We start from the raw sequence: 13818 nt of genomic DNA, 5'->3' as shown, positions 1-13818 counted from the left end.
GGGATTATCTATGTTAGGATTTTTGCAAAAGATTGGGCGTTCGTTAATGCTCCCAGTCGCTACACTTCCAGCCGCCGCTATTTTACAAGGGTTGGGATTGTTGAATTATGAGACTGATATTCCGCTAGGATCAACAGTCGGAGGATTTATTAATCACTATATCACTCCATTTTTGACAGCAGGCGCAGGTGCGATCTTTGGTAATCTGGCTTTGATCTTTGCTATTGGGGTAGCCATCGGAATTGCTCGTGATGCTGTAGCCGCTTTATCCGCAGTGATCTCGTATCTGATCTTAGTCAAAATATTAAGTATTGTGCCTACGATATTCGGCTATATTGGCGATGATGTAAAATTAGATATGGGCGTACTCGGCGGGATACTGGTCGGATTATGGTCGGCGTATCTGTACCAACGCTTTTACAATATCAAATTACCCGATTGGTTAGGGTTCTTCGCAGGTAAACGTTTTGTACCGATGATTACTGCTTTTACAACGATCATCCTTGCTACATTATTTGGTATGATTTGGAGCCCTATTCAAGATGGGATCGCGATTTTTGGTACATGGGTTGTAGGGCTTGGAGGTATTGGTGCTTTTATATTCGGGATGGCGAACCGTTTGCTTGTTCCGATCGGACTTCATCATGTATTGAACTCAATCGCGTGGTTCCAGATTGGCGATTATACTAACGCTGCTGGCGAAGTCGTACATGGCGATCTTACACGCTTTTTCGCAGGCGATCCATCCGCAGGGATGTTTATGTCCGGGTTCTTCCCGATTATGATGTTTGCTTTACCGGCGGCGGCATTTGCTATTATTCACACCGCTCGTCCTGAAAAGCGTAAAGCGGTAGCTTCGATCTTTATCGGTTCTGCGATCGCTTCATTTTTGACAGGGATTACCGAGCCGTTAGAATTTGCTTTTATGTTTGTTGCACCCGGATTGTATCTAGTACATGCTATTTTGACAGGTGTATCCGGTCTGGTGATGTACTTATTGAATGTTAAATTAGGATTCGGTTTCTCAGCAGGTCTGATCGATTACCTTGTAAATATGAAATTAGCGACTCATCCACTGATTATGATTCCAGTAGGGCTTGCTTTTGCAGTCGTTTATTATACATTGTTCCGCTTCTTGATCGTGAAGTTCAATCTCAAAACGCCTGGTCGTGAAGATGATGAACCTGTTGCTAATCTTGAAAAAACACCTTCGGATGTGTTAACACCATCTGTGGCAATCAGTGCACAACCTGAGATTAATGCGAATGATAGTCAAGCGGCTCAAGTGTTGCATCAACTAGGCGGATCACCGAATATCGAGAGTATTGATGCTTGTATTACCCGTCTACGTCTGGTGGTCAAAGATGATCGTCAAGTCAATGATGCTGAATTGCGCAAGCTTGGAGCAGCAGGTATCATGCGACTCGGACAAGGCGCTGTACAGGTCATTTTCGGAACCAAATCGGATGCGCTTAAAGATGAAATTAAAGATATCATGGGTGATCATTCATAATATATTGATCCAAATACAGTACAACAAAAAGCAGATATTCTCTTTTATAGAGTATCTGCTTTTGTTATTTTATATTACTTATTTATTTCCGTATTAATTCGAAGAATTTAGCTTTTTCCCTTGAATTGCTGTGACTTCACCTTTTACTTTTTGGATCGAAATCGTTCCAAACATACGACTATCTAGACTATTCGAACGGTTATCTCCTAATACAAAAAACTGATGTTGTGGAATCTTCTTATTTCCACCATTATAATCAGTGATATTATACGCATATCCTTCTGCTTTTGCTTTTTTCACAGCTTCTTTTATGTAAGGCTCTTTAATGACTTTGCTGTTAATATACACCTGATTTCCTTTGATTTTGATCTTTTCGCCGGGTAATCCCACAACACGTTTCACAAACATCTTGTTATTTTCAGGCGATTGAAAAACAATAATATCTCCGCGCTCAATATCTTTTTCAGTCGCTTTAACAACAGTTAAGCGATCTTCTGCATAAATATTTGGTTGCATCGCTGGCCCTTCTGCGATATAAGACTGGCTTCCTCCTTGTAACAACATAGTAGATACTACAATATTCCATAACAATGAGCTCATATCCAACACCTTCCTTTTGTCTTATTCTGTCTGAAAATATCCTTTTCGTAAATACATATTCACTGCAAACTGACATAAAAAACAACAAATCGGGTAATAGAGAGTTACTTATCTATACAAAGGAGTTCTTATCATGCCTGAGAAATTTGATTATACGTTAGACTATACGAAGCTAGATCTACGCAAACAGCCTGAATTATATCGAGTCGGTAAAGGCGAGCAAGGTGTGTTAATGGTAGAGCCATACAAAGGTGAAATCTTACCGCACTGGCGCTTCAAAACACCGGAGATTGCTACCGAGTCGTCCGAAAAAATCTATGCGATGTTTCTGGAATATAAAGAAAAAGATGACTTTATCGGCATGGATATGGCTCGTAAATTTCTACAAATGGGTTATACACGTGCACGTCGTTATACCAATCACAAAGGTGGTCGCAAATATGATGAGAATGGTGAGATTCTCCCTTACACCGATGATCCTATCAAAGCGGAAGCGGCTCGTATTTTCAAAGTAAAATGGGATGAAGCCAAAGTCGATCCCGATTATATCCGTATGAAAAAAGAACATCAGCAAAAATACGGCTGATGTTCTTCATTACATTCATGATATGCTTTAGTATAATTTCACACTAAAGGAAGCTGATATTTTGAAAATTAATGAACTGTCTAAGCGTCTCGGTATCTCTACGCGCACAATCCGCTTTTACGAACAAAACGGTCTGTTGCCTTCTGTTGAGCGGGAACACAATCAGTACCGTATCTTTGGAGAAGAAGATATCTGGCGCTTGCAGACCATTATAGCGCTTCGCGAAGCAGGTATGGCGATCAAAGAGATCAAGAAAGCGCTAGAACCACAAGCATTACCGGATAGTCAGCGATTACGTTATTATCTTGAACTACAACGTTCTCTGCTTACCACACAATGGTTAGAAATGAAACGCATGGCTGAAACGACCGAGCAAATGATTGAGCTGTTACAGACTCAGCAGACGTTGCCGATCCAAGAGATTTACCATCTGGCTGATCAAGCCAAACATTTACGTGAATTGCGTCAGAACTGGCAAGATCAGTGGAATTTCGATCAGCGTGCTATGACTCATGATCAAGATGTACAGACCCGTAGCGAAGAGTATCCTCATTACGAGCAAGCACTGACATTCACAGCAGAGTTAATTCATGCTACAGCCGGTGAACATGGGCTTGATCTAGGCATTGGTACAGGGAATCTTGCTGGCAAATTGGTAACATCCGAAGTACATATGTCCGGTATCGATCAATCGCAAGAAATGCTGAAGCAATGTCAGCACAAATTCCCTATGATCGATACACGCATAGGCAATATGCTAGCGATCCCTTATCCAGATCATCATTTCCAGTTTGTCGTATCTAGCTTTACATTCAGACATTTGAATCATCAACAGCAATTGCTTGCACTGGCTGAGATTCATCGTGTCCTCAAGCCACATGGACGACTTTGTCTAACAGACCGTATTGTTGTTCATTCTGCTATTACTGATGATGTATTAAGTACACCGTCTGTAAGCGATCTTGGACTGCAATCTACATATCATGAATTACAACATCCTGCTGTTCTACAATGGTTGGAAGAACATTTCTATATCACCAAGTATTATACGATAGAGCAAGAAGTAGGCTGTTTGCTGGCTGTTTCTTTACATTAAGAAAGCATATCGGCCATATCTGTCGCGGCATCTCCGATCAATTTCAATCCAAATGTTGATTGCAAAACTTCCATGACACCGTCTGAAATAAATTCAGGTGGTTTCGGCCCAATCCGAATATCTTGGATGCCTAGACTGAATAAGCCAAGCAAAATTGCGACTGCTTTTTGTTCAAACCATGATAGTACAATACTGACAGGCAATTCTGCCATCGTACAACCGAATGCTTCTGCTAGTGCCATCGCTATTTTGACAGTAGAGCCTGAATTGTTGCATTGCCCCAAGTCCATATAACGTGGAATATCTGTACCCGGCACAGTGCCATAATCGATATCATTAAAGCGGAATTTACCACAAGAAGTCGTTAAGATAACAGTGTCTTGGGGAAGCGAAGTTGCAAGCTCCCGATAATAATCTCCACCTTTACCGGGTGCATCACAACCTGCGATCACGAAGAAATGACGAATCTTTTTACTTTGCACAGCTTCAATAATCTCCGGTGCTAATCCCAGTACATTAGCATGGTGATACCCTGTCGTCATAACAGCATCAGACTGCATATGTGCTTCAGGTAAAGATAAGGCTCTCGCAATGACTTCGCTAAAGTCCTCTGTCTCTATCTTGGTAACTCCTTCTAAGCCTGTTACCCCATAAGTGAAAAAGCGATCTGCATAACTGCCTTTGATCGGCATTACACAATTGGTGGTTGCTAAGATGGCTCCGGGGAAATTCTCAAATAAACGGCGCTGATCGTACCATGCTTTACCAATATTGCCTTTAAGATGAGTGTACTTTTTGAGATGAGGATACCCATGAGCAGGCAACATTTCAGAGTGAGTATAAATGTTAATCCCTAACCCTTCAGTCTGTTGCAACAGCGCTTCTAATGCAAATAGATTATGTCCGGTAACTACGATACATTTCCCTTCAACTTGATTCGAGCTTACTGTCACCGGTTGAGGAATCCCAAAGCGGTCGGTATGGGCTTGATCCAGTGTATCCATAATATGAAGAGTGGCTTGTCCGACTTGCAATGCCATATCGATATGTTCTTGTACATTAAAGTTAGAATTCGTTAACGTCAGATAAAGTGCTTCATGTGTAATACGATCCACTTCTGGATGGGTATATCCCAATTGACGAGCATGTGTCGCATAAGCGGCCACTCCTTTGAGTCCGAAAATGATTGTATCTTGAAGACTCGCTACCGTCTCATTTTTGCCGCATACACCGATCACTTTGCATCCACCTGCTGGTGTCTGTTCACATTGATAACAAAACATCATGAATCTCTCCCTTACTTGTATATTCGCTTGATTCAAGCATAGCGGGATACTGAAAGAGGCAGGGTGATTGTAATCACTTTTTGCAAAATAATAACAAGATGTGACCGAGTGTATCTCTCCATTATAAAAGCAAATACAAAAAAACCGTTCTAGCACTTTCTACACAGCGTAGAAAAAGCACTAAAACGGTTTGTACGATATCTTGATCTTTTAGCGATAAGTCATAGTAATACTATTATACCGATGCTACAGCCGGAACATTTTCTAACGATTCCGGTTCATCATGCTGAATAAGAGAATGTTTCTCCCACGCTCTGCTCTTCCAGCGGAAGTACATAATAATAGCACGTACCCATTCATCTGCGGCAATCGCTAACCAGATTCCAGCAAGCCCTAGATTCATTTTGAAAACAAATAGATATCCAAGTGGCAAGCTCATGCAGACCATTGAGATCAGTCCCATATAGACAGGGAACTTGGCATCTCCTGACGCACGAAGCGAGTTAATAATTACAATATTACAGGTTCGTCCAGTCTCCAGTAAGAAACTGAGCAGTATGACTTGAGATGCCATACGAATAATTTCAGGATTGTCAGTGAACATACCGATCAATGGTACGCGGAAAATGATAATCAAAATATCCATCACCAGTGTAGCCGCCATTGCCCATTTCACACTAGACCATACCCGTTTGTACGCTTGATCTTTCAGATTCGCTCCCACTAAGCGACCCACAATAATCGCTGTTCCCATACCAATTGCAATACTGAACAGATAGATAAAGGTTGAGATATTGTTAGCATACTGACGGGAAGCCATCGCTTCACTACCTAGATATGTCACATAGAATACAAATACAAGCTGACATAATTGATAAGTGACTTGTTCTACAGCAGAAGGTACGCCGATTTTCAAAATTTGCATAATATATTTCTTCGTCATACGGAAGTAATCTTTAATCTGAATACGTACTTCCATGACACGATACAATAACCAGAAGAAAATTACTGCGCAGATCAGACGACTCACAATCGTCGAGATCGCTGCACCTTGTACACCCATTTGTGGTAGACCCCAGTGACCGAAGATCAACAGATAGTTACCCACTACGTGGATCACGTTCATAAATACCGATACAAACATCGTTTCTTTAGTAAAACCATACGTACGAATAACGGCTGCAAGTGTATTGATAAGTGCTTGTAAGAAAATCGCTCCACCAACAATCGCTATATAACTTTCAGCAAGAGCAAGAATCTCACCTTGCAAATGCATTTTCTCCATTAAATGTCCGCCAAACAAAAGGAATGTACCACTAAGCAACAATCCTACTGTTAAATTAAGCGTAATCGCTACAGCGGTAATCCGACTAGCTTCTAATACTTTACGAGAACCTATATATTGTGCGACAACGATTGCGGCTCCATTCCCGATCACTTCTAATACTAATATGGCGATAGAGATAACTTGGTTCGATGTTCCGACAGCCGCTACTGCGTTATCCGATACATCACTTAACATTAAAGTATCTACAATTCCCATTAACATAAACAGAAATACTTCTAAAAAGATCGGCCATGTTAACCGGAAAAGATTAAATTGTTTGTTAATGACTGTGTTGCTTTCATTGGTGGATGTCATAGCGCTCATGAAATCACCTTCCTTTTGTTCGTATTCGGGTGTTGCTTATACAGGCCATCAGCCTATTTATTTTCACGTTTTTGCATACATGTTTCAAAACGATTCCGACGAGTTCCTCTTAAACTCTTGGTATCTTAGCACACTATTTTTGCGAATGCACTACCTATTTTGAAATTTTCTGAAAATTTTACATGTTTTTTGATTCTAACATGCCTAATGTGGGTATTGTGAAGCTTTTCTCATGAAAAGAGCTCATTTGCAATCATTTTACAGTATCGTTTTCACGCTATGATCAACAAAAAAGCATACGATCCCTTGTATGATGATAGGGGTCGTATGCTTGATTATTTATGTCTATTATTGTTGTACTAAAGTGACTCGAATCTGATTGTAACCTGGAGCTACAGAACGTGGATTTCCTTGAATAGACACTCCAAACGCATCGTCTTTGGTTCCAACAAGACTAAGAGCATCCGGTTGAATACGATTGTTGGATTCTACTACACCTTGCGCACCATAATAAGCTTGATACGCATTGCCGAGCGTGACCAGATCCATTTGAGTGGCATAGATCATTAACAATTGCTTTTTATCCCCTGCTACCGATTCACGTAGACTGATTGATGTCGCATCCGATGGGAAAGGGAAATCAAGTGGTAGATATTTGGTAGTAATCAACGGTGTATTCACGATACTGAGTGCTGGATTCACAGGTACAACATTGGTGACTACTTCTGGAGCTGTGCCTGCGGCATCGATACGACCGCTATCGTTAGGATTCAAAGTCTCGATAGCAGGCGGTGGTGTCGTAGCAGATGGTGTTGATGTATTGATCGTATTTTTGTCAGTTACAGTTGGAGTAGTCGTTGCGGCATTGGGAGTTGTAGAAGTGCCTGCTGAAGTGCTAGCAGGTTTGCTTGTAGCACCAGACTTGGGTGTGATCAAAATTTTGTTATTACTTGAATCATAATTTACATCTGTATTTAGGGCTTCACTGATTGAACGCACTGGTAAATAAGTCGTTCCTTGATACACAATAGGAGACAGCGATTCTCCATTGGGGCCGGTCGGCTTATACGCTTTACCACTGATTTCAATATTAAGATTATGATTAAGCGAAGCTGTAATACTTTCGAGTGAAGAACTGGCATACACACCTGCTGATCCTGTTAATGCCATAGCTGCTATATAAATAGGAATAATCCACTTCTTTTTAGACATAATTGTTCCCCTCCTGCTGATTACTAATGAAGTTAGTATTAGTAATATCGGTCAGTAGAAGAGAAACAATTATATGTTATAACTGGATTAAATTAGTTTTTATTAATATTATAGCTTCCAGATACTTTGGAGACGATAAACATTCAGACTTATGATGTTTAGTTCGCCATTTTTGCTATACAAACGCATTCCGGTATCTTGTGAATCAGGCAAAATCAAATCAGAAAAAACGACCTGCCCATCATTAGCAAATACTTCAACAGAAGAATTGTCGACAAAGATACGTAAGTGAACTCGCCGATTGATCGGTTGTAACGTTGCTGTTTGCCTTTTTGAAAATAACTCGGCAAAGCTGGTATTGCCTGACAAGGATCGATCGATAAAGAGCGACTGTTCTGCACCGATATAGCCAATATCTGTTTTGTGCTGATTGCCTTTACGTACTTCAAATCCCCAGGCTTGTGCAGGATTGGTTACCGGCAATTCGATTTCGGCTTCAATCTCATAGCTACCTGCTTGTAGATCAGCTAACACATTAGGCGACTGCTCTGAGATCACTTGATTGTTAATCGTTCGCAACGGAGTTCGTAAAGACGACAATTCAGTTAGCGGTTTTTGAAATAAACGTAATCCTTCGGCTGTATTGCATAATGATAACTCTCTTGGAATCGTCATTTCGCCTTTCCACGCTGTTGTTGGAAAAGCAAACGGGTAATCCCAATTGGTCATCCATGCCATAGTAATCCGTCGTCCATCCGGTACTTGAGCAAATGACATCGCCGCATAAAATTCTTTCCCCCAGTCTACTTTTAATACGTTGCCGACTGGATTGTTATTGATAAATGTACCTTTGGCAGTGAGATCGCCAATAAAGTATTCTGCATCTGAACCTGCTGTTTTGGGATTGGCTCCTGTGCTGATCATCAATACCCATTTGATATGTCCTTGATTATCAGGTAAAGGAAATAAATCAGGACATTCCCATACTCCACCCCTTATATAATCACCGTATCCAAAATTATCAGTCCATGTCCAGTCGATCAAATTAGTGGAAGTAAAAAAGCGAATATGATCTCCACCGGACACAACCATCACCCAACGTTGATTGGCTTCATCTCTCACTACTTTGGGATCACGAAAATCCCATCCACCAGCTTCAGTAGCAGTCTGACCTGGATTTTGGATAACGATCGGATGGTCTTGTGAATATTGCCATGTGCGTCCTTTATCGGTGCTATAAGCTAATCCTATTTTCTGATTCCCATTCGGCGCATCAGGATCATAAGAAGTATAGTAAGCAATCAAGCCTTTGCCACCTGAAGAACCGAATAAACCAGAAGCATTTGTAGTATCAGCGATTGCCGATCCAGACCAAATATGCCCTAGATCATTCCATTTCAGAGCAAACGGAAGCCTTTTCCAGTGAACAAGGTCTGTACTGACCGAATGTCCCCATTGTCCTCCATCTTGATAAAACAAATGATATTCACCTTCAAAATAAACCATTCCATTTGGATCGCTGATCCAGTTACGTGAAGCAGCATAATGATATTGTGGACGATATTGTTCGGTATAATAATCGGCTGGTGCTGTAACAAAAACATCTTGAAAAATAATCTGACCGCCTTGTGCAATCATACCGGTATACCCTTGGGCATAACTGTTATCTGTGACCGTAATTGCGGCTGGCGTATATCCATCGACAAAGACCTGAATACGATTTTGAATCATTCGAACTTCAAGATGATGATTGCTGTTCGGCTGATGGATGTACGTTTGCGTTGATTTGGCTATCAGTGTGCCATCTCTTTTTCTCAACTCGACACTGATGGTATTTCCTTGATTGCGCAGATAAGCGATATATCCTGTAGTCGCTTTATCATTGGCATGAAATATCAGACCTGCCGCGCTACCTTTTACATTGTCTGCAAAAGAAATATCTGCTTCTGCAATCAAATCGGTTGAACGCAAATTGTATATATTGACAGACTCTTGCGTTGCAGTAACGATCTTGCCAGCGATATGAGGCATCCATATTCCTGTGGTAAATACAGGCGTTTTTAGATTGGTGTTGAGATCACTGACGATAACATTTTGAAAGGTTACACTTCCATCCCATACATGCAAGCCCAGATAACCTGAACGATAGGTGTTATCTGTCACTTGCATTACAGGACGATACTGCTTATCCCAATACACATGGAGCTGAGAACCACTAGCTTTCACTTTCAAATGATACGTCTGTCCTACTTGAAAATCGACAGGATACGATTGTTGCAAACTACTATTCGTCCCTAAAGCATTACGAAGCTGGATCTGTCCTGACGTTGGCTTAATCTGTAACCAGTAACCAGCTCCTCCTTCAGCATCAGAGCGGAACATAAGTGAAGCATCTGTACGCATATCTTGAATAGTTATATCGGCTTCATAGACAAAATCAGCCGATAATGTCGCTGATATAGCACTGACATTTTCTTTAGTATCTGAAGTCAATACAATTCCTGCTGTACTGTCTTTCATTGTTCCTTTTCCTTTGAGCATCCATGAGGATATATTGGTCTTGGCTTGTATTATCGTGGTCAAGGCACTGCTTGATACCACAGTGGAATCTATTGTTGCTGTTGCCTGTGCAGAAGTCACTTCTACCAGACTTAGACTACATACGATCAGCATAATGACTGCTATCGATCTATACATGGAGATAGACAAGATATCTGTATGCTTCATCTATTCTTTCCTCTCTGTACGTCCATGATGATAATGCCTGATATTGTTAATTAAGAGGATATGAGCTGATAGATATGAAATGATGTCAGTAGCAGATCGTGATCCAATGATTGAATATCCAATCCCTGTGCATCGTAATCGGGAAAAATCAGATCGGTGATGACTGCTTGCCCGTCATTAGCAAACACTTCAATAGAAGAACGATCCACATAGATACGTAGCTCTATCGTCTGACTATCTTGATACACGTTGGCTATATGTTTTCCGGCAAAGTCAGGATGGAAATGATGATCTCCTGAATCGGTGCGATCGATATAGACTTCACCTTGATCTCCTTCATAACCTACAATCGTCGCTTGATGCTCTGATGCACGTAATTTCAACGCAAATCTACTATCGATATCAGCGGTCATATGAATCTCATAGCTGTCCAATTGTAAAGTGTTTAGCTTGCTTTGCACATCTGCGATAGTAACATGTTCCAACGACAGTATCGGGCTACGCATCGGGATCAACTCTTGTACAGGTCGCTGAATCAGTGTTATTCCTTGTGTTCGCTGCTCCAATGTTAGTTCGCGTGGTAAAGACATTGCTCCACGCCACAACTCGGTAGGTGTTAGATTGGCATATTTCCAGTTGCTCATCCAACCGATACAGATACGCCGACCATCTTCAGCCGGAATATCTGACCAGCATACACCTGCATAATGATCTCGCCCATAATCAAGCCAGCGCACTTCATACGAAGACGAATCCGGTGTAAAAGTCGTTCCATCAAAGTCTCCGATAAAATATTGAGTTCGTGAGCCTTCTACATATTCATCACTGCTTCCAATACTGACTAACATCACCCATTTGGTCATGTCCGAATAACCATCGACGACTAATGGAAACAGATCAGGGCATTCCCACACCCCATCATGCGAACCAATGCCTTCTCCAAATTCGCTTAGAAATGTCCATTCTTTCAAATTCGGTGAACGATATAAATGAACCGTTTGCCCGCAAGCCAGAATCATAATCCACTGCTCTGTTGCTTGATGCCAGAATACTTTGGGATCACGAAAATCGATTAGTTCATCATGCTCCAGCACTGGGTTACCCTGATATTTGATCCATGTTCGACCTGCATCTACGCTATAGGCTAGACTTTGTCGTTGCTGAATACGATCCAGTTCATGGTTATGATCATGATGGGTAAAGATAGCGACTAATCCAGATTTCCCATCAAAAAATCCGGTAGAATCATGCCAATCGACCACTGCACTTCCCGAAAAAATAGTACCGTACTCATCAGGTGCCAGTGCAATAGGTTGTTCTTGCCAGTTCACCAGATCTGAACTGATTGCATGACCCCAATGCATAGGGCCCCATGTCGTTCCATCTGGATGATATTGAAAAAAGAGATGATACTCTTCATTAAAGTACACTAATCCATTCGGGTCATTAATCCACCCTTGTTGAGGGGTGAAATGATATAGTGGTCGGTATTTTTCTTGCGATTGAATAATCATCATAACCAAGCTCCTTCGGTATCGGTATCGTTACTATCTACTTTATTGTTGATTACGGTCATATCCAGATTGTTTGATTTGTAGCCATTCTTGTAATCCCAGACGATCCAACTCTTGTAGATATGCCGGCCATTCTTCATTCACTTTCCCATTTTGATACCATTCTGTACGTTTGCGTTGCACATAAGCGAACAGATCGGTTTCTATCGTCGACAAGCGATCTAACTCTTCTATAGAAAAGAATACTTTAGGATAAATATGATCTGCTTGCATATGTGGAACCATGACTTTCTTCATTAACTTTAATCGGGCTGCTGCATCATCAGGCATCGTTGTATATTTGCCGTAATATTCATTCAGAACTGCTAATGGCCCTGCGATATTGGTTTTTTGACGTACTTCAACAGGTGCTGATCCTTCTAAAGAAAGATGTTCTAACATGCCTTTTTTTGGATCAAATTTGAAAATATTTTGCTCTTTGGTATCCCCGTACGTTCCCCAGTTATCTTGTACCGATTGCAATGGTTCATATAATTGATCGATCCATTTGGCTGTGGCTTCTACCTGTTGATTCGTACTGGTAATAACCATTTTACCGCGATCAAATCCCATTCCATTAGTACGGGTTACATTAATCTGTCCATTTGGGCCAGCCAACGGATTCATCAATTCATAATCATCATTAGAACCGGTAATATTGGCTTTGTCCCATGTGAAATACAATCCGTAACGCTTGTCTTTGCCTTTGGCTAGATACGTATTCCAGTCTTGCTGAGAAGACTCTACATCAATCAGACCTTCTTGATACAAGCTATGAATATAATTGATCGCATCTTTGTATCCGTTGTCTGATGCGGTAAAGACCACTTTGCCATCATTGGTCACAACTGTATGATCCCAGTTATCGCCAAGTCCAAATGATCCATATAAAAAGGTCAAATCTTCGCCACCTGGCTTATCGATAAAAGATAATGGAATTTCATCAGCTTCTCCGTTACCGTTCGGATCTTGCGTTTTGAAAGCGATCAATACTTGTTTTAACTCTTCAGTTGTTGTAGGCATTTTGAGCCCTAACTTTTTGAGCCAAGCTTGATTAATCCATGGGAAATCATCTACCGATTGAATCGCTCCTTTACCTGTACCTAGTTCTTCGATCCACGGGAACGAATAGATATGTCCATCTGGCGCTGTAATCATCTTTTTGTACTCAGGTGCTTTTTTTAATACTTTTTGAAAATTAGGCATATAGTTATTGATCAGATCATCTACCGGAATAATCACGCCATCTTTAGCTAATTTGAGCAGATCATAATCGGTATAACCAGCATCAAAAATACCGTCTGGAAGATCGCCACTAGCGACGGCTAGATTACGCTTTTCTATAAATTGATCTGTCGTATAATTTTTCCAGTTGATATGAATTCCTGTTTTTTCTTCTAATCGCTTATTGATTAATTTATCATTCGGATCAGCAGGCGCAAGCGCAGAACTTTGCGTCAAAAAATTCAAAGTCACTTTACCATTAGGATCGGTATTTTGCTCTGATGCACCTGAATTACAACCTGTTAATAGCAGTGCTATTGTCAAACCGGAAATAGACACTTTTTGGATCATTTTCATTAGATTTGCCTCC

10 protein-coding genes are annotated in these 13818 nt (G+C 41.0%); 3 read left to right on the top strand and 7 right to left on the bottom strand.

Annotated features, from left to right (window positions below; translation table 11 throughout):
• The first annotated feature begins 10 nt into the window (after positions 1–10).
• Entirely contained in the window at positions 11–1513 is a 1503-nt protein-coding gene (locus tag ACFSGI_RS20685; protein ID WP_204826094.1) for a PTS transporter subunit EIIC, read from the top strand.
• 93 nt (positions 1514–1606) lie between these two features.
• Here the strand turns inward: ACFSGI_RS20685 and lepB are convergent, their stop codons facing one another.
• The gene (gene lepB, locus ACFSGI_RS20680; RefSeq protein WP_204826093.1) at positions 1607–2113 is read right to left on the bottom strand and encodes a signal peptidase I; all 507 of its coding nucleotides are present in this window, start codon (positions 2111–2113) and stop codon (positions 1607–1609) included.
• 133 nt (positions 2114–2246) lie between these two features.
• On the opposite strand from lepB, the gene ACFSGI_RS20675 reads away from it, so the two are divergent.
• Positions 2247–2699, top strand: coding sequence for a DUF4385 domain-containing protein (locus ACFSGI_RS20675; RefSeq protein ID WP_204826092.1), 453 nt, complete (start codon positions 2247–2249; stop codon positions 2697–2699).
• Positions 2700–2760: 61 nt separating this feature from the next.
• Positions 2761–3795 (top strand): MerR family transcriptional regulator, encoded by a 1035-nt coding sequence (locus ACFSGI_RS20670; RefSeq protein ID WP_204826091.1) that lies wholly within the window; start codon positions 2761–2763, stop codon positions 3793–3795.
• Here the strand turns inward: ACFSGI_RS20670 and hcp are convergent.
• The 6 genes from hcp to ACFSGI_RS20640 all read right to left on the bottom strand — a co-directional run bounded on the left by hcp (position 3792) and on the right by ACFSGI_RS20640 (position 13805).
• Positions 3792–5078: a hydroxylamine reductase gene (gene hcp / locus ACFSGI_RS20665; protein ID WP_204826090.1), complete on the bottom strand. Its 1287-nt coding sequence runs from the start codon at positions 5076–5078 to the stop codon at positions 3792–3794. The two genes, ACFSGI_RS20670 and hcp, sit on opposite strands and share 4 nt — an antisense overlap.
• 238 nt (positions 5079–5316) lie before the next feature.
• A complete protein-coding gene (locus tag ACFSGI_RS20660; RefSeq protein WP_204826089.1) occupies positions 5317–6732 on the bottom strand; it encodes an MATE family efflux transporter in 1416 nt (471 codons plus the stop codon).
• Positions 6733–7080: 348 nt separating this feature from the next.
• Positions 7081–7944, bottom strand: coding sequence for a stalk domain-containing protein (locus ACFSGI_RS20655; protein WP_204826088.1), 864 nt, complete (start codon positions 7942–7944; stop codon positions 7081–7083).
• Between the two features lie 108 nt (positions 7945–8052).
• Positions 8053–10641, bottom strand: a complete 2589-nt coding sequence (locus ACFSGI_RS20650) for a glycoside hydrolase family 32 protein (RefSeq protein WP_379284261.1) — start codon at positions 10639–10641, stop codon at positions 8053–8055.
• A gap of 80 nt (positions 10642–10721) precedes the next feature.
• On the bottom strand, positions 10722–12185 hold the full coding sequence (locus ACFSGI_RS20645) for a glycoside hydrolase family 32 protein (protein WP_204826321.1): 1464 nt from the start codon (positions 12183–12185) through the stop codon (positions 10722–10724).
• A 42-nt stretch (positions 12186–12227) separates the two neighbouring features.
• Positions 12228–13805, bottom strand: coding sequence for an ABC transporter substrate-binding protein (locus ACFSGI_RS20640; protein ID WP_204826086.1), 1578 nt, complete (start codon positions 13803–13805; stop codon positions 12228–12230).
• Positions 13806–13818: the final 13 nt, after the last annotated feature.

The sequence above is a fragment of the Paenibacillus nicotianae genome, from assembly GCF_042681745.1.
Taxonomy (GTDB): domain Bacteria; phylum Bacillota; class Bacilli; order Paenibacillales; family Paenibacillaceae; genus Saccharibacillus; species Saccharibacillus nicotianae.
This window is presented reverse-complemented; position numbering and strand designations above follow the sequence as displayed.

Bases quoted from the DNA above. Each gene is read 5' to 3' on its own strand.
- hcp (WP_204826090.1), bottom strand. From the start codon at position 5,078: ATGTTTTGTTATCAATGTGAACAGACACCAGCAGGTGGATGCAAAGTG.
- ACFSGI_RS20685 (WP_204826094.1), top strand. From the start codon at position 11: ATGTTAGGATTTTTGCAAAAGATTGGGCGTTCGTTAATGCTCCCAGTC.
- ACFSGI_RS20650 (WP_379284261.1), bottom strand. From the start codon at position 10,641: ATGTATAGATCGATAGCAGTCATTATGCTGATCGTATGTAGTCTAAGT.
- lepB (WP_204826093.1), bottom strand. From the start codon at position 2,113: ATGAGCTCATTGTTATGGAATATTGTAGTATCTACTATGTTGTTACAA.
- ACFSGI_RS20645 (WP_204826321.1), bottom strand. From the start codon at position 12,185: ATGATTATTCAATCGCAAGAAAAATACCGACCACTATATCATTTCACC.
- ACFSGI_RS20640 (WP_204826086.1), bottom strand. From the start codon at position 13,805: ATGAAAATGATCCAAAAAGTGTCTATTTCCGGTTTGACAATAGCACTG.
- ACFSGI_RS20655 (WP_204826088.1), bottom strand. From the start codon at position 7,944: ATGTCTAAAAAGAAGTGGATTATTCCTATTTATATAGCAGCTATGGCA.
- ACFSGI_RS20660 (WP_204826089.1), bottom strand. From the start codon at position 6,732: ATGAGCGCTATGACATCCACCAATGAAAGCAACACAGTCATTAACAAA.
- ACFSGI_RS20675 (WP_204826092.1), top strand. From the start codon at position 2,247: ATGCCTGAGAAATTTGATTATACGTTAGACTATACGAAGCTAGATCTA.